The sequence below is a fragment of the Sphingomonas sp. genome, from assembly GCF_004799495.1.
In the GTDB taxonomy this organism is placed as follows: Bacteria; Pseudomonadota; Alphaproteobacteria; order Sphingomonadales; family Sphingomonadaceae; genus Sphingomonas.
Genome location: NZ_SSMY01000002.1, coordinates 197,522 through 215,765 on the forward strand (window position 1 = coordinate 197,522; position 18,244 = coordinate 215,765).

The 18,244-nt window shown below is 66.2% G+C and carries 20 protein-coding genes; 10 read left to right on the top strand and 10 right to left on the bottom strand.

Going from position 1 to position 18,244, the window contains the following annotated elements:
- The first annotated feature begins 12 nt into the window (after nucleotides 1-12).
- Entirely contained in the window at nucleotides 13-840 is an 828-nt protein-coding gene (locus E7773_RS02165; protein ID WP_293987510.1) for an oxygenase MpaB family protein, read from the top strand.
- Here E7773_RS02165 and E7773_RS02170 read toward each other — a convergent pair.
- Complete coding sequence (locus E7773_RS02170; RefSeq protein WP_293987512.1) at nucleotides 829-2,259, bottom strand: amino acid permease; 1,431 nt, start codon at nucleotides 2,257-2,259, stop codon at nucleotides 829-831. The two genes, E7773_RS02165 and E7773_RS02170, sit on opposite strands and share 12 nt — an antisense overlap.
- Nucleotides 2,260-2,324: 65 nt before the next feature.
- Between E7773_RS02170 and E7773_RS02175 the strand changes: the two genes are divergently transcribed.
- From E7773_RS02175 to E7773_RS02185, 3 genes are all read left to right on the top strand, one after another.
- Nucleotides 2,325-3,479, top strand: a complete 1,155-nt coding sequence (locus E7773_RS02175) for an isovaleryl-CoA dehydrogenase (RefSeq protein ID WP_293987515.1) — start codon at nucleotides 2,325-2,327, stop codon at nucleotides 3,477-3,479.
- Nucleotides 3,480-3,487: 8 nt separating this feature from the next.
- Nucleotides 3,488-3,901 carry a LuxR C-terminal-related transcriptional regulator gene (locus E7773_RS02180; RefSeq protein WP_293987517.1) on the top strand — a complete coding sequence of 138 codons (414 nt, stop codon included), beginning with the start codon at nucleotides 3,488-3,490 and terminating at the stop codon, nucleotides 3,899-3,901.
- 93 nt (nucleotides 3,902-3,994) lie between these two features.
- Nucleotides 3,995-4,534 (top strand): DUF4199 domain-containing protein, encoded by a 540-nt coding sequence (locus E7773_RS02185; RefSeq protein ID WP_293987519.1) that lies wholly within the window; start codon nucleotides 3,995-3,997, stop codon nucleotides 4,532-4,534.
- 19 nt (nucleotides 4,535-4,553) lie between these two features.
- Here the strand turns inward: E7773_RS02185 and E7773_RS02190 are convergent, their stop codons facing one another.
- The gene (locus E7773_RS02190; protein ID WP_293987521.1) at nucleotides 4,554-6,629 is read right to left on the bottom strand and encodes a M13 family metallopeptidase; all 2,076 of its coding nucleotides are present in this window, start codon (nucleotides 6,627-6,629) and stop codon (nucleotides 4,554-4,556) included.
- Nucleotides 6,630-6,733: 104 nt separating this feature from the next.
- On the opposite strand from E7773_RS02190, the gene E7773_RS02195 reads away from it, so the two are divergent.
- Genes E7773_RS02195 through E7773_RS02220 form a run of 6 tightly spaced genes read left to right on the top strand, consistent with a single transcriptional unit; the run spans nucleotide 6,734 to nucleotide 11,854 of the window.
- Nucleotides 6,734-8,335 carry a carboxyl transferase domain-containing protein gene (locus E7773_RS02195; protein WP_293987523.1) on the top strand — a complete coding sequence of 534 codons (1,602 nt, stop codon included), beginning with the start codon at nucleotides 6,734-6,736 and terminating at the stop codon, nucleotides 8,333-8,335.
- Nucleotides 8,336-8,346: 11 nt separating this feature from the next.
- On the top strand, nucleotides 8,347-8,838 hold the full coding sequence (locus E7773_RS02200) for a hypothetical protein (RefSeq protein ID WP_293987524.1): 492 nt from the start codon (nucleotides 8,347-8,349) through the stop codon (nucleotides 8,836-8,838).
- A gap of 1 nt (nucleotide 8,839) precedes the next feature.
- A complete protein-coding gene (locus E7773_RS02205; RefSeq protein WP_293987525.1) occupies nucleotides 8,840-10,753 on the top strand; it encodes an acetyl/propionyl/methylcrotonyl-CoA carboxylase subunit alpha in 1,914 nt (637 codons plus the stop codon).
- The gene (locus E7773_RS02210; RefSeq protein WP_293987526.1) at nucleotides 10,750-11,220 is read left to right on the top strand and encodes a GNAT family N-acetyltransferase; all 471 of its coding nucleotides are present in this window, start codon (nucleotides 10,750-10,752) and stop codon (nucleotides 11,218-11,220) included. The genes E7773_RS02205 and E7773_RS02210 overlap by 4 nt, the downstream gene beginning before the upstream one ends.
- Nucleotides 11,220-11,672 (top strand): MaoC family dehydratase, encoded by a 453-nt coding sequence (locus E7773_RS02215; RefSeq protein ID WP_293987528.1) that lies wholly within the window; start codon nucleotides 11,220-11,222, stop codon nucleotides 11,670-11,672. The genes E7773_RS02210 and E7773_RS02215 overlap by 1 nt, the downstream gene beginning before the upstream one ends.
- The gene (locus E7773_RS02220) at nucleotides 11,669-11,854 is read left to right on the top strand and encodes a hypothetical protein (RefSeq protein ID WP_293987530.1); all 186 of its coding nucleotides are present in this window, start codon (nucleotides 11,669-11,671) and stop codon (nucleotides 11,852-11,854) included. The genes E7773_RS02215 and E7773_RS02220 overlap by 4 nt, the downstream gene beginning before the upstream one ends.
- Here E7773_RS02220 and E7773_RS02225 read toward each other — a convergent pair.
- The 8 genes from E7773_RS02225 to E7773_RS02260 all read right to left on the bottom strand — a co-directional run bounded on the left by E7773_RS02225 (nucleotide 11,844) and on the right by E7773_RS02260 (nucleotide 18,190).
- Nucleotides 11,844-12,197: an iron-sulfur cluster assembly accessory protein gene (locus E7773_RS02225; protein WP_293987532.1), complete on the bottom strand. Its 354-nt coding sequence runs from the start codon at nucleotides 12,195-12,197 to the stop codon at nucleotides 11,844-11,846. The two genes, E7773_RS02220 and E7773_RS02225, sit on opposite strands and share 11 nt — an antisense overlap.
- Nucleotides 12,197-12,667 carry an SUF system Fe-S cluster assembly protein gene (locus E7773_RS02230; RefSeq protein ID WP_293987534.1) on the bottom strand — a complete coding sequence of 157 codons (471 nt, stop codon included), beginning with the start codon at nucleotides 12,665-12,667 and terminating at the stop codon, nucleotides 12,197-12,199. Before E7773_RS02230 ends, E7773_RS02225 begins: the two co-directional genes overlap by 1 nt.
- The gene (locus tag E7773_RS02235; protein WP_293987536.1) at nucleotides 12,664-13,857 is read right to left on the bottom strand and encodes a cysteine desulfurase; all 1,194 of its coding nucleotides are present in this window, start codon (nucleotides 13,855-13,857) and stop codon (nucleotides 12,664-12,666) included. Before E7773_RS02235 ends, E7773_RS02230 begins: the two co-directional genes overlap by 4 nt.
- Before the next feature lie 116 nt (nucleotides 13,858-13,973).
- Nucleotides 13,974-14,732: a SufD family Fe-S cluster assembly protein gene (locus tag E7773_RS02240; RefSeq protein ID WP_293987538.1), complete on the bottom strand. Its 759-nt coding sequence runs from the start codon at nucleotides 14,730-14,732 to the stop codon at nucleotides 13,974-13,976.
- The gene (gene sufC / locus E7773_RS02245) at nucleotides 14,729-15,472 is read right to left on the bottom strand and encodes a Fe-S cluster assembly ATPase SufC (protein ID WP_293988210.1); all 744 of its coding nucleotides are present in this window, start codon (nucleotides 15,470-15,472) and stop codon (nucleotides 14,729-14,731) included. The genes E7773_RS02240 and sufC overlap by 4 nt, the downstream gene beginning before the upstream one ends.
- An 11-nt stretch (nucleotides 15,473-15,483) precedes the next feature.
- Complete coding sequence (locus tag E7773_RS02250; protein ID WP_293987540.1) at nucleotides 15,484-16,308, bottom strand: phytanoyl-CoA dioxygenase family protein; 825 nt, start codon at nucleotides 16,306-16,308, stop codon at nucleotides 15,484-15,486.
- A complete protein-coding gene (gene sufB / locus E7773_RS02255) occupies nucleotides 16,305-17,774 on the bottom strand; it encodes a Fe-S cluster assembly protein SufB (protein WP_293987542.1) in 1,470 nt (489 codons plus the stop codon). The genes E7773_RS02250 and sufB overlap by 4 nt, the downstream gene beginning before the upstream one ends.
- Nucleotides 17,774-18,190 (bottom strand): SUF system Fe-S cluster assembly regulator, encoded by a 417-nt coding sequence (locus E7773_RS02260; protein ID WP_293987544.1) that lies wholly within the window; start codon nucleotides 18,188-18,190, stop codon nucleotides 17,774-17,776. The genes sufB and E7773_RS02260 overlap by 1 nt, the downstream gene beginning before the upstream one ends.
- Nucleotides 18,191-18,244 lie beyond the last annotated feature (54 nt).

Consider the following 18,244-nt stretch of genomic DNA (forward strand, 5'->3'; position numbering starts at 1 on the left):
ATCTCCCGATCCATGCTCGGTCTCCGTTCCTCGATCGCCCGACAGATCCGCGGCCTGCTGTCCGACCCGGCGAACCCACGCATAGAGTTGGCGCATGACGGTAGCGGACTGTTCGCGCCAGACTCGGTCGCGTGGCGAGTCCATATCGACGTGACGGGGATGATGGTCGGCGGGATCGCCGCGCTGATGCTACAGATGCTTCACCCCAAGGTGCTGGCGGGTGTGTGGGACCATTCGGGGTTCCGCGAGGACATGCACGCGCGGCTACGCGGCACCGCACGGTTCATGGCGCAGACGACGTTCGAGACTCGCGCGTCGGCGGAGGCGCAAATCGCGCGGGTGCGCCATATCCACCATGCCGTGTCGGGGACGCTGCCCGATGGAACACCCTATGCCGCGAGCGATCCGCATCTGCTCGCCTGGGTGCACGTCGCGGGGGCGATGAGCTTCCTCGGCGGATGGATCCGCTACGGCGAGCCGGGGATGAGCGCCGACGACCAGGACCGTTATTTCGCGGAGATGGCGGTGGTTGCCGAAATGCTCGGCGCCGACCCGGTGCCGCGCAGCCGTGCCGAGGCGGACGCGATCGTTCGCGATTTCCTACCCGAGCTGAAGGCAGACGAGCGCAGCCGCGAGGTGCTCCACCTGCTGCTTCATCAGCAACCGCCGAGCCTGATGCTGGTCCCGTTCCAGACGCTGACGATGAACGCCGCGATCGAGCTGCTGCCCGATTGGACCCGGCGGATGCACGGCCTCCGGACGCCGACGCTGACCAAGCCCGCGATCCGCCTGGGCACGCGCGGGATCGCCGAGACGGTGCGCTGGGCGCTACGCGACTAGCGAGCGGCGGCGCGCGTAGAGGAAGTAGATCGCCAGCCCGATCGCGTTCCACACGAAGAACGAGATCTGCGTCACCGTCTGCAAACTCGTGAACAGATAGAGGCAACCGAGGATCGCGCCGGGCGCCACCACCCATGCCGCGGGCGTCCTGAACGGCCGCCGCCCGTTCGGCTCGCGCCGCCGCAGCACCAGCACGCACACCGCGACCGCGATGAACGCGCACAGCGTCCCGGCATTGGCGAGGCTGGCAATCACGTCGAGCGGGGTCAGCGCGGCGAGGATCGACACCAGCACCGCCGTCACCGCCGTGATCCGCGCCGGCGTACCGCGCGCGGAAAGCTTGGCAAGGCTGGGCGGCAGGAAACCGTCGCGTGCCATCACGAGGAAGATGCGGCTCTGTCCATAGAGGAACCCGAGGATCACGGTCGGCAACGCGATCACCGCCGCCGCGGCGACTACCGCCGCGACCGTCCCCTGCCCGATCCCGCGCAGGATCAGCGCGAGCGGCTCCGGGCTGTCGGCGAACTTGGTATAGTGCAGCGCGCCGACCGCTGCCGCCGCGACGATCAGGTAGATGATCGTACACGCGACCATCGATCCGACGATCCCGATCGCGAGATCGCGGTCGGGGTTCTTGGCTTCCTCCGCCGCGGTCGAGATCGCATCGAAGCCGTAAAAGGCGAAGAAGATGATCGCCGCCGCGCCCATCATCCCATACTTGACCCCGCCAGCGCCCGCCGTGCTGCCATAACCGAGCGGCGCGAACGGGTGCAGGTTGGCGGCATCGAAATGCGGCAGCGAGAAAGCGACGAACAAGGTCAGTGTCGCGATCTTGATCACCACCAGCGTGGTGTTGATCCGCGCGCTCTCGCGCGTGCCGAGCATCAGCAGCCCCGCAACGACCGCGATGATGACGATCGCCAGCACGTTGATCCCCGGCGTCGCGAGGTGGAGCGTGCCGTCCGCCAAGCTCCCGGCCAAGGTCGGGCCGTGCGTCAGCCAGTCAGGTAGCCCCGCCCCCCGCGCCGCGAGGAAGCCGTTGGCATACCCTGCCCACCCCACCGCGACCGTCGCCACCACGAGCGAATATTCGAGGATCAGCGACCAGCCAACGACCCAGGCGATCACTTCCCCCAATGTCGCGTAACTGTAGGTATAGGCGCTCCCCGACGCGGGGATCATCGTCGCCATCTCCGCATAGCACAGCGCCGCGCACGCGCAGATCGCCCCCGCCACGACGAAGCTGACCAGCACCGCCGGCCCCGCGCGGTCCGCTCCCACGCCGATCAGTGTCAGGATGCCGGTACCGACGATGGCGCCCACCCCCAACGCGACGAGGTGCGGCCAGGACAAGGTGCGCGCCAGCCGATGTTCGGGCGGCTGTTCGGTGATGATCTTGCGGCGGAACAGGCTCGACATTGGCACCCCCCAATTGCTCGTCTAGGGCGTTGGTAACAGACGAAACCGCCCGGCGGGAGATGACAATGGACGCCACCCTCGATTTCGGCCTCGGCGAGAATGCCGACATGATCCGCGAAGTAACGCAGCGCTTCGCCGCCGACCGGATCGCGCCGCTCGCCGCGAAGATCGATCACGACGACTGGTTCCCGCGCGACCTGTGGCCCGAAATGGGCGAGCTCGGGCTGCACGGCATCACGGTCGGTGAGGAGGATGGCGGGCTCGGCCTCGGCTATCTCGAGCATGTCATCGCGTGCGAGGAAGTGTCGCGGGTCAGCGCGTCGATCGGGCTCAGCTACGGCGCCCATTCGAACCTGTGCATCAACCAGATCCGCCGCTGGGCCAGCCCCGAGCAGAAGGCGAAGTACCTCCCCAAGCTGATCTCCGGCGAGCATGTCGGCAGCCTCGCCATGTCGGAAGCCGGCGCGGGGTCGGACGTCGTGTCGATGAAACTTAAGGCGGAAGCCGTGCAGGGCGGTTATGTCCTCAACGGCACCAAATTCTGGATCACCAACGCGGCGTACGCCGACACGCTCGTCGTCTACGCCAAGACCGGCGAGGGATCGCGCGGGATCACCACCTTCCTGATCGAAAAGGACATGCCCGGCTTCTCGATCGGGCAGAAAATCGACAAGGTCGGGATGCGCGGCTCGCCGACCGCCGAGCTCGTGTTCGACGATTGCGAAGTGCCCGAGGAAAACGTCATGGGCCCGCTCAACGGCGGGGTCGGGGTGCTGATGTCGGGGCTCGATTACGAGCGCACCGTGCTCGCCGGCATTCAGCTCGGCATCATGCAGGCGTGCCTCGACGTCGTCGTGCCGTACGTCCGCGAGCGCAAGCAGTTCGGCAAGTCGATCGGCCAGTTCCAGTTGATGCAGGCCAAGGTCGCCGACATGTACGTCGCGCTCAACTCGGCACGCGCGTACGTCTATGCGGTCGCGAAGAATTGCGACGAGGGCAAGACCACGCGGTTCGACGCGGCGGGCGCGATCCTGCTGGCGAGCGAAAGCGCGGTGAAGGTCGCTGGCGAGGCGATCCAGGCGCTGGGCGGCGCGGGCTACACCAAGGACTGGCCGGTCGAACGCTATTGGCGCGACGCCAAGCTGCTCGACATCGGCGCGGGGACGAACGAGATCCGCCGCATGCTGATCGGGCGCGAGCTGATCGGAGCTGGCAGCTGACCAGCGCGATGTGGCGGACCGTTCTGCTCTACGGATTGGGGCTGGCCGTCGCCGCCGTCGCGCTGGAGCAACTCAAGTTCCGCTATGCCGCAAGCGATATTTCGACCGATCTCTACGTGAGCCTGCTTGCGCTCGGATTCACCGCGCTGGGGCTGTGGGTCGGGCACAAGCTGACCGCGCGGAAACCCGCCGCGCCGTTCGCGCGCAATAGGGCTGCGGTCGCGTCGCTCGGTCTAACGCCGCGCGAATGCCAGGTGCTCGACCTGCTCGCTTCTGGCCGGACCAACGACGAACTCGCCAAGACGCTTGGCGTCTCTCCCAACACCGTTAAGACTCACCTCGCCAGCCTGTTCGCCAAGCTGGAGGTCGACCGCCGCATCAAGGCGATCGAGAAAGCACGCTTCCTATCGCTCATCGAATAAGCGCGATTCGCGAAAATCACCCGTTCGGGCGATAGTGCGCCGCGAGGGGATCGGCGACGACGTGCGCCGTACTCGACAACCGGGGGAGAAGTCATGAATCCGACGCTGCGCTATTCGCTGATCTATGGTGGCCTTTCCGCCGCCGTTCTTGCGGCCTTCATCGCCGTAGTGGGCACGCTCCACGAACGCGTTCAGTTCGTCGCGACGCTGGCGTTCGGCTATTCGGTCATGCTGGTCGCGATGAGCTTCGTGTTCGTCGGGGTGAAGCGCTATCGCGATGTCGAGGGTGGCGGCGTGATCCGGTTCGGCCGCGCGCTCGGGCTCGGACTTTTGATCGCGCTGATCGCGTGCCTCGGCTATGTGCTGATCTGGGAGGCATATCTCGCGATTACACACTATCGCTTCATGGACGATTACGTCGCCAAGCTGCTCCGCGACGCCCACGCCAGCGGCAAGAGCACGGCGCAGATCGCGAAGATCACCGCCGAGGGCGACGCGATGCGGGCGATGTACGCCAACCCCCTGATCCGCATGGCGATGACCGCGATGGAAGTCGCGCCCGTCGGCGTGCTGGTCGCGTTCGTCTCCGCGATCCTGCTCCGCAACCCGCGGCTGTTCCCCGCGCGCGGTTGACGCGCGGGGTTCGCCCCGATCACCAGACGTGGACGCGGTCCTTCGGCGCGAGATAGCGCTTGTCGCCGGGCTTGATCCCGAACGCGTCGTACCACGCATCGAGGTTGCGCACGGTCTCCGTCCGCAGGAACGCCAGCGCGTGGACATCGGTCGCGACGCGCGCACGGATCGAGCGCTCGCGCATCTTGGTCCGCCAGCTCTGCGCGAACGCCAGGAAGAAGCGCTGGTCGCCGGTCAGCCCGTCGATTACCGGCGACGGCTTGCCGCCGAGCGATGCGTGGTACGCCTCGTACGAGGCGGTCAGCCCAGCGGTGTCGGCGATATTCTCGCCCAATTCCTGCTCGCCCTTGGCGTGGAGGCCGGGAAGTACCTCATAGGCGTCATACTGGTCGCTCAGCGCCTTGCCCGACGCTTCGAACCGGGCGAGGTCTGTCGGCGTCCACCAGTTGCGCAGGCGCCCGGTCGAATCGAAGTCCGACCCCAAATTGTCGAAGCTGTGGCTGATCTCGTGCCCGATCACCGCGCCGATCGCGCCGTAATTGGCGGCATTTTCGAAGCCATTATCGTAATAGGGGGTGTAGAGGATCGCCGCGGGGAAATTGAGCGCGTTCTGGAGCGGCAGGTTGACCGCATTGACCGTCTGCGGCGTCATCCACCATTCGCTGCGATCGGGCGCCTTGCCCAGCTTGCCGATGTGATAGCGGTAGTTCGACTGCCTGGCGCGCGCGAGGTTGCCGACCGGATCGTTCGCGGCGACCGCGAAATAGGGGAAGGCGCGCCACTTGTCGGGATAGCCCACGCCGACCTTAAGCACGGCGAGCTTCTTGCGTGCCTCGACCTTGGTCGCGGGCGCCATCCAGTCGAGCGCCTGGATACGGCGGTCGAACGCCGCGACGATGTTCTTGACCATCGTCTGGATCGCGGCCTTCGACGAGGCTGGGAAGTATTTCGCCGCATAGATCTTGCCGACCGGATCGCCGAGCGCGCCGTTGACCGCGGCGATCGCGCGCTTGTCACGCGGGCGCTGCGCCGGTGTGCCGCTCAGTTCCTTGCCGTAGAAATCGAACGAGGCGTCGTCGAACGCCTTGGGCAGCACCGACGTGTATCCGTTGATCTGGTGGAACACCAACCAGTCCTGCCACGACGCCATCGGTTCGCTGGCGACGAGTGCCGCGAGCTTGGTCGTCGTCTCCGGGTTCCAGTTGATGAAGTCCTGCTGCTTCGGCAGCCCCGCCGCGGTCCAGAAGGCGTTCCAGTCGATCCCCGGCGCCTTTCGCGCGAAATCGGCGCGCTTCCACGGGTTGTTGCCCTTGTGCGCGTCCTGCGCGGTGATGATGTCGGTCTGCGCCGCGGCGATCTTCATTTCGAGCGCAAAGACGCGATCGGCGCGGGCTTGCGGATCGCTGTACCCGGCGAGCTTGAACAGCTTGGCGAGGTAAGCCTTATACCCGTCGCGCAGGCTCGCCATCTCCTTCGACGACGACAGATAGTAATCGCGGTCGGGCAGCCCGAGCCCGCCCTGCATGATGTACGGCACGTTGACCGTCGGACGGTTCAGGTCCTGGCTGACGAAGAGGCCGAACAGATCGTTGGTCGAGGCATAATTGTTGTTGTTGAACGGGTCGGTGTCGGCCAGCATGTTCGCCCCGAGCATCGCCGAGAGTTGCGCCTTGGTCTTGAGCGCGGCAATCGCGTTGAGTTGCGGGCGGAGCGGCGCGATGCCCCGCGCCTCGATCCCCGCGGTGTCGTTGTACGCGGCATAATAATCCGCGATCCGCTGCAAGTCGGTGCCGGGCTTGGCCTTCGCCGCGCCCGCATTCTGGATGATGTTCGCGTTGCGCTCCTCGGCGACCTTCGACACGTCGACCCCGACCCCGATCGACGATCGGTCGGCAGGGATTTCGGCGGTCTTCAGCCACGCGCCGTTGGCATAGGCGTTGAAATCGTCGCCCGGCCTGGCGTTGCGGTCGATCAGCGATTGGTCGACACCCGACTTGGTCCCCATCACCGCCTGGGCGATCGCGGGCGATTGCCAGACAGCGACACCTCCGGCGGTTGTGGCGAGCAGCATGGCGGCGAGAATGGAGCGCTTCATCGGGGACCCTCTTTTCGATACGGTGTATGACTCGTGGGCTACACCAACGCAACGGCGCGCGCCAGCGGCTTCCCAAGGGTGTTGCGCGAGGCTAGGCAGACGCCATGAGCGCCCCCGTCCTCGACACCAAACTCTCTCCCGACAGCGAAACGTTCCGCGCCAACGCCGCGCACAACCGCGGTCTCGCCGAAAAGCTCCGCGCCGACGTCGCGCAGGCAGCACTCGGCGGCAACGAAAAGAGCCGCGAGCGCCACACCGCGCGCGGCAAATTGCTCCCGCGCGACCGTGTCGAGCGGCTGCTCGATGCGGGCTCGCCGTTCCTCGAGATCGGCCAGCTCGCCGCGTGCGACCTGTACGACGGCGAAGTGCCGGGCGCGGGGATCATCGCGGGGATCGGCCGCGTGTCGGGGCGGCAAGTGATGATCGCGTGCAACGACGCCACGGTGAAGGGCGGCACTTACTACCCGATGACCGTCAAGAAGCATCTCCGCGCGCAGGAGATCGCCGAACAAAACCGCCTCCCGTGCATCTATCTGGTCGATTCGGGCGGCGCCAATCTGCCGCATCAGGCCGAGGTGTTCCCCGACCGCGATCACTTTGGGCGCATCTTCTTCAACCAGGCGAATATGTCCGCCAAGGGCATCCCGCAGATTGCGTGCGTGATGGGCAGCTGCACCGCGGGCGGCGCGTACGTTCCCGCGATGAGCGACGAGAGCGTGATCGTGCGCAACCAGGGCACGATCTTCCTCGCCGGCCCGCCGTTGGTGCAGGCGGCGACGGGCGAAGTGATCAGCGCCGAAGACCTGGGCGGCGGCGACCTCCACGCGCGCAAGTCTGGGGTGGTCGATCACCTGGCCGAGAATGACGAGCATGCGCTGACGATCGTCCGCGACATCGTCAGCCACCTCCCCGCCGACCGCGCGCCCGACATCGAGTTCCGTGAGCCGCGCCCGCCCAAATTCGATCCCGACGATCTGTACGGCATCATCCCGCAAGACGTCCGCGCGCCGTACGACGTGCACGAGATCATCGCGCGGCTGGTCGACGGCAGCGAGTTTCAGGAGTTCAAGGCGCTCTACGGCAGCTCGCTGGTGTGCGGCTTCGCGCACATCTGGGGCGTGCCCGTAGCGATCCTCGCCAACAACGGCGTGCTGTTCAGCGAAAGCGCGGTCAAGGGCGCGCACTTCATCGAGCTCGCGCAGCAGCGCCGCATTCCGCTGCTGTTCTTGCAGAACATCTCGGGCTTCATGGTCGGCGGCAAGTACGAGGCGGAAGGGATCGCCAAGCACGGCGCCAAGCTCGTCACCGCGGTCGCCACTGCGACGGTGCCCAAGATCACCGTGCTGATCGGCGGCAGCTTCGGCGCGGGCAATTACGGCATGGCGGGCCGCGCTTACTCCCCGCGCTTCCTGTTTACCTGGCCCAACAGCCGGATCAGCGTGATGGGCGGCGAGCAGGCGGCGAGCGTGCTCGCGACGGTCCACCGCGACGCCGCCAAATGGAGCGCGGAAGAAACCGAGGCGTTCAAGCAACCGATCCGCGACGATTACGAAGCGCAAGGGTCGCCGTGGCACGCCACCGCGCGGCTGTGGGACGACGGCATCATAGACCCCGCGCAAACGCGCGACGTCCTCGGCCTCGCCTTCGCCGCGACGCTCAACGCCCCGATCCCGCAGCGCCAGAGCTTCGGCGTGTTTAGGATGTAATGGAGTAGGCCATGCTTGCCCCCTTTATCGCGCTTTTCCTCGCGGCGGCTCCGCAGTCGACCGACAAGCTGCCGCCCGCCAACCCCCTGCCCCCGCCGGCGAGCGAGGAGGAACAGGTGATGGCGCCGCTGCGCGCGTGGTTCGCGGGGATCGACGCGGCGGACGCCAACGCGATCCGCGCGCAGCTCCGCATCGGCGGGGGCGGCGGCGCGACCGTCGCCGCGACTCGCGCCAACGGCGAGCGGATCGTGCGCCACCTGACGTGGGAAGAATATCTCGCCAACGTCAAACCCGGCGAGCACAGATATCACGAGCAGTTCAGCGGCCAGCCGGCGATCGAGATCGACGGCGACATCGCGATGGTGTGGGGCGACTTCACGCTGTCGGTCGACGGCAAGGTCGCGACGTGCGGCGTCGACCATTTCGACATGGTCCGCGAGAACGGCGCGTGGAAGGTGCAGAACGTGACCTGGTCGCAGCGCACGACCGGGTGCGGAGCCTGAATTGATCGCCTCGCTCCTCATCGCCAATCGCGGCGAGATCGCGTGCCGCATCGTTCGCACCGCGCGCGAGATGGGCGTGCGCACGGTCGCCGTATATTCGGATGCCGACGCGAACGCGCTGCATGTGCGGCAAGCCGACGAGGCGGTGCATATCGGGCCGTCGCCGGCGCGTGAAAGCTATCTGGTCGGCGAGAAGATCATCGCCGCCGCGAAGGAAACCGGCGCGGAGGCGATCCATCCGGGCTATGGCTTTCTCTCCGAAAACGCCGATTTCGCGCAGGCCGTGAAGGACGCCGGGTTAATCTGGGTCGGCCCCAACCCCGACAGCATCCGTGCGATGGGCCTGAAGGACGCGGCCAAGGAGCGCATGATCGCGGCGGGCGTACCGGTGACGCCGGGCTATCTCGGCGCGGACCAGTCGCCCGACCGGCTGAAGGCGGAGGCCGACGCGATCGGCTATCCGGTGCTGATCAAGGCGGTCGCGGGCGGCGGCGGCAAGGGGATGCGGCGGGTCGATGCTGCGCAGCAATTTGCCGACGATCTGCTCTCGTGCCAGCGCGAAGCGGCCTCGTCGTTCGGCGACGACCGCGTGCTGATCGAGAAGTACATTCTCTCGCCGCGCCACATCGAAGTGCAGGTGTTCGGCGACAGCCACGGCAACGTCGTCCATCTGTTCGAACGCGATTGCTCGCTGCAACGCCGCCACCAGAAGGTGATCGAGGAAGCCCCCGCCCCCGGCATGGACGAAGCGACGCGCGAGGCGATTTGTGCGGCGGCCGTGCGCGCAGCAAAAGCGGTCGATTATGTCGGCGCGGGGACGATCGAATTCATCGCCGATGCAAGCGAAGGGCTGCGCGCCGACCGCATCTGGTTCATGGAGATGAACACGCGGCTGCAGGTCGAGCATCCGGTGACCGAGGAGATTACCGGGCAGGATCTGGTCGAATGGCAATTGCGGGTCGCGTCGGGCGAGCCGCTTCCGAAGACGCAGGACGAACTGTCGATCGACGGCTGGGCGATGGAAGCGCGGCTCTATGCCGAGGATCCAGCTCGAGGTTTCTTGCCGGCAATCGGCCCAATCGACATTTTCGAGGCGAGGCACTCCTCTTGGGTGCGTGTCGACACGGGGGTCGGCGCGGGCGACGCGGTCACGCCTTTCTACGATCCGATGATCGCGAAAGTCATCGCGAAGGGCGACGACCGCGACGAGGCGCGGCGCGGGCTGCGCGACGAACTCGACCGCGTGACCACCTGGCCGCTGCGCAACAATGCTGCGTTCCTGTACCGCCTCGCCGACCATCCCGAATTTGCCGCGGGCAATGTCGATACCGGGTTCATCGCCGCACATGCCGAGGAACTTACCAGCGCGGAGGAGCCGCCCGAAGCGCTGCTCGACGCCGCCGCATCCTCCTTCGCTGCCGGGTCCGCCGATGCGCGTTCGGTGAGTGCGCATTATGGCGGGATGCCGGTCGGCCTCCCGTGGGGCAGTGCGGTGGGCTTTCGCCTCAATGCAGAGCGCGGGCTCGCCGTTCGGCTGCGCGATGGCGATCGACGGTTCACCGGACGGGCCGGCAGCAAGTATACCGGCTATCCGCTCTGGCCGCGCGGCGACGCGCTGATCTCGGTCGACCATGGCGTGACGTACGAGTTCCGCCTCGACGAATCGCGCGGCAGCACGGCGGGCGCGATCGGCGACGGTGCGATTCTGGCGCCGATGCCGGGCCGCGTGATCGCGGTCGATGTCGCGGCGGGCGATGCGGTGACCAAGGGCCAGAAGCTGCTCACGCTCGAAGCGATGAAGATGGAACACGGGCTGGTCGCGCCGTTCGACGGCACGGTCGCCGAGTTGAACGCGGCCGCCGGCGCGCAGGTGCAGGTCGACGCGCTGCTCGCGCGGATCGAGAAAGCCGAGTGAGCGAACTCACGTTCCGCGACGCGACCGACGCGGACCTGCCGGCCATCATCGCGTTGCTCGCCGAGGACCAGATCGGCGGGCGCAAGGACGACCCCGGGCCACCGCTCGATCCGGTTTATGCTGCGGCTTTTGCTGCAATCGATGGCGACGCCAACCAGCGGCTAATCGTCGCCGAAATCCACGGCGCGGTGATCGGCACGATGCAGCTCAGCTTCCTCCCCGGCCTGCTCAATCGCGGCGCGTGGCGCGGGCAAATCGAGGCGGTGCGGATCGCAGCAAATCAGCGCAGCAAAGGGCGTGGCGAAACGATGATCGCTTGGGCGGTGGAGCAGTGCCGCGCGCGCGGCTGCTTCATGGCGCAGCTCACCTCGAACAACGACCGCGTCCGCGCGCACGCTTTCTACGAACGCCTCGGCTGGCAAAAGAGCCATGCTGGGTTCAAGCTCTACCTGACGGAGGTGCACTGATGCCGGGCAAGCATTTCGACGAATGGACCGTCGGGGAGACGATCGAGCACCCGCTGCGCCGCACGGTGACCGAGACCGACAATCTGTTGTGGTCGACGATGACCCACAACCCGCAGCCGCTCCACCTCGACGCCGAAGCGGCGAAGGCGAGCGAGTTCGGCCGCATCCTCGTCAACGGCACCTTCACGTTCAGCCTGATGGTCGGGATCACCGTCGCCGAAACGACAATGGGCACGCTCGTGGCGAACCTCGGCTACGATAAGCTCGTGATGCCCAAGCCGGTGTTCATCGGCGACACACTCCGCGCGACGAGCGAAGTTACCGAACTGCGCGACAGCAAATCGCGCCCCAACGCCGGGTTGGTGACGTGGAAGCACCGTATGCTGAACCAGCGCGACGAGGTGGTGTGCGAGTGTTTGCGAACGGCGTTGTTGCTGCGGAAGGCGGGATGAACAAACGCTACGACCTCGCGGGAATGACGGTCAACGAGCGGCTGTTCGAAACCAATCAGCTATCGGTTTACGAAGAGGCAATAGCGGCTGCAGATGCGCCAGCCGTCCGCAAGGTTCTCGAAAGCATAGATGTCGACGAGCCTTCGATCGTCTTGATCCTGCAAACCCGCCTCAAACCGTAAAGCTCTCCCCGCACCCGCATTCGCCCTTGGCGTTGGGGTTCTGGAACACGAAGCCTGCGGCGAAATCGTCCTCGACCCAGTCCATCGTCGACCCGACGAGGTACAGGATCGACCCGCCATCGACATAGAGCGTGCCGCCGGGTGTCTCGATCTTCTCGTCGAACGGCTTGGCTTCGGTCACGTAATCGACCGAATAGGCGAGGCCCGAACAGCCGCGGCGCGGGGTCGATAGCTTGACGCCGATAGCCTCCGCCGGCGCCTTCGCCATCAGCTCGGCGATCCGCGCTTCGGCATTGGGCGTCAGGATCAGCGCGGCGGGGCGCGGCCGGAGTGTAGTCGCCATCACAACATCCCCAGTTCGAGCTTGGCTTCGTCGGACATCTTATGCGGGTCCCAGGGCGGGTCCCATACCAGGTTGACGTCGGCGATCGCGACACCAGGCACGCTCCCGACGCGCAGTTCGACTTCGGCGGGCATCGATTCCGCCACCGGGCAGTGCGGCGTGGTCAGCGTCATCGTCACCGCGGCGTGGCCATCGTCGGTTACCTCGACACCGTAGATTAGCCCAAGGTCGTAGATGTTGACCGGGATTTCAGGGTCATAAATTTCCTTGAGCGACGCGATGATCGCTTCGTACAGTTCGCCGCCCGGTTCGCCGCCAGCCAGCGGCTCAGGCTTCTGCGCGAGGAATCCGGCGAGATAATCGCGCTTGCGCTCGAAGGTCTCGGCGGGGCTTGCATCATCGACCCGCGCCTTGGGCGGCGTCTCGACCGACGCGACTTCTTCCACTGCAATCTTTCTCTCTTCGTTCATCCGAAGATCCTCGTCACGCGTTCTACCCCCGCCGCTAGCGCCTCGACGTCGGCCAGCGAGTTATACACCCCGAAACTCGCGCGCGCCGTCGCCGGCACGCCGAGCGTGTCCATCAGCGGCTGCGCGCAATGGTGCCCCGCGCGGATCGCCACCTGACCTTCGTCCAAGATGGTGGCGACGTCGTGCGGATGCACCCCCTCGACCCCGAAACTGACGATCCCGGCGGCGTCGGCGGGGCCGAACAGCCGCACCGAATTGATCTGTCCCAGCCGCTCGCGCGTCGCGGCGACGAGCGCGGTTTCATGGGCGTGGATGCGCTCCAGCCCGATCCCCTCGACATAATCGATCGCGGCGTGCAGCCCGACCACGCCGACGATATGGGGCGTCCCCGCCTCGAACCGTCCCGGCGGCGGGGCATAAGTCGTTTTCTCAAAGGTCACGCGGTCGATCATCGATCCACCACCCTGATACGGCGGCATCGCGTCGAGCAGTTCGGCCCTTCCCCACAACACGCCGATTCCGGTCGGGCCGTAAAGCTTGTGGCCGGAGAAAACGTAGAAATCGCAGCCAATCTTGCGAACATCGACCGGCATCCGCGGCACCGCCTGACACCCGTCGAGCAGAACTTTGGCACCGAACAGCTTCGCCAGCCCGACCGCCTGTTTAACCTCTAGCACCGACCCAAGCACGTTCGATACATGTGCGAGCCCAACCAGCTTGTGCTTGTTGGTCAGCATGTTCGCCATGGCGTCCACGTCGATCTTGCCGTCCGACGTCAACGGCACGACGTCGATTTCAGCGCCGACCTTCTTCGCGATCATCTGCCACGGCACGATGTTGCTGTGATGCTCGAGCGTCGAGAGCAGGATGCGGTCGCCCGCCTTGAGCTGCTTGCCCGCCCAGCACTGCGCGACCAGGTTGATCGCCTCGGTCGCGCCGCGCACGAACACGCATTCGTCGGGCTGCGCACCGATGAACCTCGCGACCCGCTTGCGCGCCGCTTCGTAGGCCAGCGTCATGTCGGCCGAGCGCTGATACACCCCGCGGTGCACCGTCGCGTAGGTTTCGCCATAAGCGCGGCTGATCGCGTCGAGCACGGGCCGCGGCTTCTGCGCGGTCGCGGCGGTGTCGAGATACGCCCACCCCGCCGGGATCGCCGGGAAATCGGCGAGCACGTCGAGTGCTTCCAACTCCCCTTCCCGGACAAGGGAGGGGCTGGGGGCGGGTCGGCCGGTAGAGCTCGCTGCGCTCGCACCCACCCCCAACCCCTCCCTAGGAGGGAGGGGAGAAGAGGAAGAAACCACGCTCACAATATTCGCTCCAAAGCGATCTGCGCCGCCGCCTCGATCGCCTCGCGCTGCACCATATTGCCGATCCCATCGAACACGCTGCCGATGAACGCGCGGAGCAGCAGCGTCTTCGCCTCAGCCGGCGCGATCCCGCGGCTTTGCAGATAGAACAAGGCGTTGGCGTCGAGTTCGCCGACCGTCGCGCCGTGTGCGCACTTCACGTCGTCGGCGAAAATCTCCAGCTCGGGCTTGGCGTTGGCGGTCGCAGTACGCGTCAGCAACATCGCTTTCACCGACTGGCTGGCATCGGTCTGCTGCGCATCGCGCGCGACCGCGACCTTGCCGAGATAGCTGCCCGTCGCCTTGCCGCCGAGCACCGACCGCACGACCTGGTTGCTGGTCGCATTGGGCTCGACATGGTTGAGCGTGGTGACGATTTCCAGCGTCTGCTCGCCCCCCCCGATAATCGCGCCGCCCAATTCGAAATGCGCGCCCTCGTGCAGCGTCACGTCGATCGCGACGCGGCCAAGCTTGCCGCCGGTGTTGAGCACATGAAACGTGGCGCGCGCGCCGCGTTCGAGCACGACCGTGAAATCCCTGACCGCGACATCGCCGGTGTCGGCGTCCTGCACCACCAGCCGCGCGATCTCCTCGCCCGCCACGACGCGGATCGTCTCCGCCGCGGGCGCGGGCCACGCGGTCGCGAGCGCATCAAGGTCGCTATACCGCCACGCTTCGTCGCGCCGGGTCGGTAGGGTGGCGAGGGCTAAGGTCACGCCGCCGCCACCCCATAACCTTCGCGCTCGAGCTGCACCGCCAGTTCGGGTCCGCCCGAGCGCGTGATCCGGCCGCCTTCGAGCACATGGACGAAATCGGGCTGCACGTAGTCGAGCAGCCGCTGGTAATGCGTGATCAGCACCACCGCCTTGTCGGGGCCACGCATGATGCGGTTGATGCCGTCGCCGACCACGCGCAGCGCGTCGATGTCGAGCCCGCTGTCCGTCTCGTCGAGGATCGCGAGCTTCGGCGCGATGATCCCCATCTGGACCATTTCATTGCGCTTCTTCTCGCCGCCCGAAAAGCCGACATTGACCGGGCGCTTGAGCATCTCCGCGTCCATCGACAGCGAAGCCGCCTGTGCGCGCGCGAGCTTGAGGAAATCGCCGCCCGACAACGGCGCTTCGTCGCGCCCCTTGCGCTGTGCGTTGAGCGCCTCGCGCAGGAACTGGACGTTCGACACGCCGGGGATTTCGACCGGGTATTGGAAGCCGAGAAACAGGCCAGCGGCGGCGCGCTCGTGCGGCTCCATCGCGAGCAGATCGGCGCCGTCGAATGCGACCGATCCCGCGGTCACCTCGTACCCAGGCCGCCCGCCGAGCACATAGCCGAGCGTCGACTTGCCCGCGCCATTCGGCCCCATGATCGCGTGCACCTCGCCCGCGTTCACGGACAGGCTCAACCCCTTGAGGATTTCCTTCCCGTCGATTTCGGCGTGAAGGTCGGTGATGGAAAGCATGGTCATTCTACTCAATCGATGATGTCGGCGCGGCAGATGAAGTCGCGCATCGGTGGGCCGAAGCCGTCGTACACCGCGCGCGCAACCTGCAGCTTCTTGTAACGCACCGCTTTGGCTCGCTTCGGCTCCTGCCACCAGTCGCGGCTGTGGACCGAGAACAGGATCGGGCGCGGCGCGTCGCTGCGGTTGCCGCGCCCGCTGTGGATCGTGCGGAAATCCCACATCACGACCGACCCGACCGGCATCGCCGGCGCGAAATCGGGCGGTCCGCCAGCGAAATTCTCGCGGTGGCTGCGCCGCCAGAACGCGGTCGTTCCGTTCGCCTCGTCGAGCGGCACCAGCGGCATCGAGATCGACAGCGCGACCGGCGGCAGCACGCGGTCGAGCTTGCCCTCGGTGAACAGCAGCCCGTCGAAATGCTGGCCCTGGTCGGGCGACCCCGGCAGCGAGACGAGCAGGCCGAGCGACTCCAGGATGTTCTCGGCGCTGAGCAGATTCCGCCCGATCTCGCGGATCGCGCGCGGCGCGAAGATCGCGCGCTTCGCGAGCAGCCCGTCGATCACCAGCGGCATCGTGTAGCGCCCCGGGAACGAGCCGAGGTCGCGCTCGACATCGCGCTGGTCGTAGTCGGGGTAGCGCGCGACGATCTCCTGCCGGCACGCCTCGAGCAGCGCCGGGTCGACCAGATCGTCGAGCACCACCACGCCCTCGCGCCGCAGGATAGCGGTTGCCCGCTCGACCGCCGCGGCGTGATCGCGCCCTTCGGCGAACGACACGCGCAGGTCGGCGCCGGCATCCAGCACGCGCACACCGTCGGAATCGCGCGGCGGGTTCACCCCACGCTCCCCTCAAGGCTAATCCCCAGCAGCTTCTGTGCCTCGACCGCGAATTCCATCGGAAGCTGCTGGAGCACCTCGCGCGCGAAGCCGTTGACGATCAGCGCGACGGCGCTTTCCTGATCGAGCCCGCGCTGCATCGCGTAAAACAATTGGTCGTCGCTGATCTTCGACGTCGTCGCCTCATGCTCGATCTGCGCGGAAGGGTTGCGCACCTCGATATACGGCACGGTATGCGCGCCGCATTCGGACCCGAGCAACAGGCTGTCGCATTGGGTGAAGTTGCGCACGCCTTCCGCCCCCGGCGCGACGCGGACGAGGCCGCGATAGGTGTTGTTCGATCGGCCCGCGCTGATCCCCTTCGACACGATCGTCGAGCGGCTGCCCTTGCCGTTGTGGATCATCTTGGTGCCGGTATCGGCCTGCTGGAAATTGTTGGTCACCGCGACCGAATAGAATTCGCCGACGCTGTTCTCGCCATTGAGCACGCACGACGGATATTTCCAGGTGATCGCGCTGCCGGTCTCGACCTGAGTCCACGACACCTTGCTGTTGCGGCCCTGGCACAGCGCGCGCTTGGTGACGAAATTATAGATGCCGCCCTTGCCGTTCTCGTCGCCAGGGTACCAGTTCTGGACGGTCGAATATTTGATCTCGGCATCGTCCAATGCGACCAGTTCGACCACCGCCGCGTGGAGCTGGTTCTCGTCGCGCATCGGCGCGGTGCAGCCTTCGAGATACGAGACGTACGCTCCTTTGTCCGCGACGATCAGCGTGCGCTCGAACTGGCCGGTATTTTCGGCGTTGATGCGGAAATAGGTCGACAGCTCCATCGGGCAGCGCACGCCCTCGGGCACATACACGAAGGTCCCGTCGCTAAAGACCGCACAGTTGAGCGCGGCGAAGTAATTGTCGTGCTGCGGAACGACCTTGCCGAGCCATTTGCGGACGAGGTCGGGGTATTCGCGGATCGCCTCGCTGATCGAGCGGAAGATGACCCCCGCGGCTTCGAGCTCCTTGCGGAAGGTCGTCGCGACGGAAACGCTGTCGAACACCGCGTCGACCGCGACCTTGCGGCTGCCCTCCACCCCCGCGAGCACTTTCTGTTCCTCGATCGGGATGCCGAGCTTTTCATATACGCGCAGGATTTCGGGATCGACCTCGTCGAGGCTCCCCAGCTTCGGCTTCGCCTTGGGCTCGGCGTAATAATAAGCGTCCTGATAATCGATCGGGTCGACGTTGAGCTTCGCCCAATCGGGCATCTCCATCGTCAGCCACAGCCGGTACGCCTTCAGCCGCCATTCGAGCATCCATTCGGGCTCGTTCTTCTTGGCCGAGATGAAGCGGACGGTGTCCTCGCTCAGCCCCTTGGGCGCGAACTCCTGCTCGATGTCCGAGCTGAAGCCCCATTCATAGGTCTTGTTCGCGGCGGCGTGCGCCTCGGCGTTCCTGATATCGGTGTCCATCAGGCGTGCTCCGCCACGGCGAGATTGGCGAGGCTGACCCCCGCCAATGCCCCGCGCACCGCGCCATTCACCGCGTTCCAATGCGGACGCACCTTGCAGCTTTCCTCAACGCAGCAATCGTGCGCGCCATGATCGACGCACGCGGTCATCGCGATCGGCCCCTCGATCGCCTCGACGATATCGGCCAGGCTGATCGTCGCGGGCGGACGCGACAGGCGGAAGCCCCCGCCGGTGCCGCGCTGGCTCTCGATCAGGCCTGCGGCACTGAGCTTGCTCACCAATTTCTGCACCGTGGGCAGCGGCAGGCCGGTTTCCTCGGCCAGGCTCGTCGCGTTGAGACGCCCGATCCCGCCACAATGCCGCGCGGCGGCGGACATCATCACGACGGCATAATCGGCGAGACTAGACAGCTTCATACTTGCGAATGGTTCTCAAATCGGATCAATTCAATCCGATTGGCCATGTGGGCG

Bases quoted from the DNA above. Each gene is read 5' to 3' on its own strand.
- E7773_RS02170 (WP_293987512.1), bottom strand. From the start codon at position 2,259: ATGTCGAGCCTGTTCCGCCGCAAGATCATCACCGAACAGCCGCCCGAA.
- E7773_RS02200 (WP_293987524.1), top strand. From the start codon at position 8,347: ATGCTTGCCCCCTTTATCGCGCTTTTCCTCGCGGCGGCTCCGCAGTCG.
- sufC (WP_293988210.1), bottom strand. From the start codon at position 15,472: ATGCTTTCCATCACCGACCTTCACGCCGAAATCGACGGGAAGGAAATC.
- E7773_RS02260 (WP_293987544.1), bottom strand. From the start codon at position 18,190: ATGAAGCTGTCTAGTCTCGCCGATTATGCCGTCGTGATGATGTCCGCC.
- E7773_RS02180 (WP_293987517.1), top strand. From the start codon at position 3,488: ATGTGGCGGACCGTTCTGCTCTACGGATTGGGGCTGGCCGTCGCCGCC.
- E7773_RS02165 (WP_293987510.1), top strand. From the start codon at position 13: ATGCTCGGTCTCCGTTCCTCGATCGCCCGACAGATCCGCGGCCTGCTG.
- E7773_RS02195 (WP_293987523.1), top strand. From the start codon at position 6,734: ATGAGCGCCCCCGTCCTCGACACCAAACTCTCTCCCGACAGCGAAACG.
- E7773_RS02220 (WP_293987530.1), top strand. From the start codon at position 11,669: ATGAACAAACGCTACGACCTCGCGGGAATGACGGTCAACGAGCGGCTG.
- E7773_RS02225 (WP_293987532.1), bottom strand. From the start codon at position 12,197: ATGGCGACTACACTCCGGCCGCGCCCCGCCGCGCTGATCCTGACGCCC.
- E7773_RS02190 (WP_293987521.1), bottom strand. From the start codon at position 6,629: ATGAAGCGCTCCATTCTCGCCGCCATGCTGCTCGCCACAACCGCCGGA.
- E7773_RS02215 (WP_293987528.1), top strand. From the start codon at position 11,220: ATGCCGGGCAAGCATTTCGACGAATGGACCGTCGGGGAGACGATCGAG.
- E7773_RS02175 (WP_293987515.1), top strand. From the start codon at position 2,325: ATGGACGCCACCCTCGATTTCGGCCTCGGCGAGAATGCCGACATGATC.
- E7773_RS02230 (WP_293987534.1), bottom strand. From the start codon at position 12,667: ATGAACGAAGAGAGAAAGATTGCAGTGGAAGAAGTCGCGTCGGTCGAG.
- E7773_RS02185 (WP_293987519.1), top strand. From the start codon at position 3,995: ATGAATCCGACGCTGCGCTATTCGCTGATCTATGGTGGCCTTTCCGCC.
- sufB (WP_293987542.1), bottom strand. From the start codon at position 17,774: ATGGACACCGATATCAGGAACGCCGAGGCGCACGCCGCCGCGAACAAG.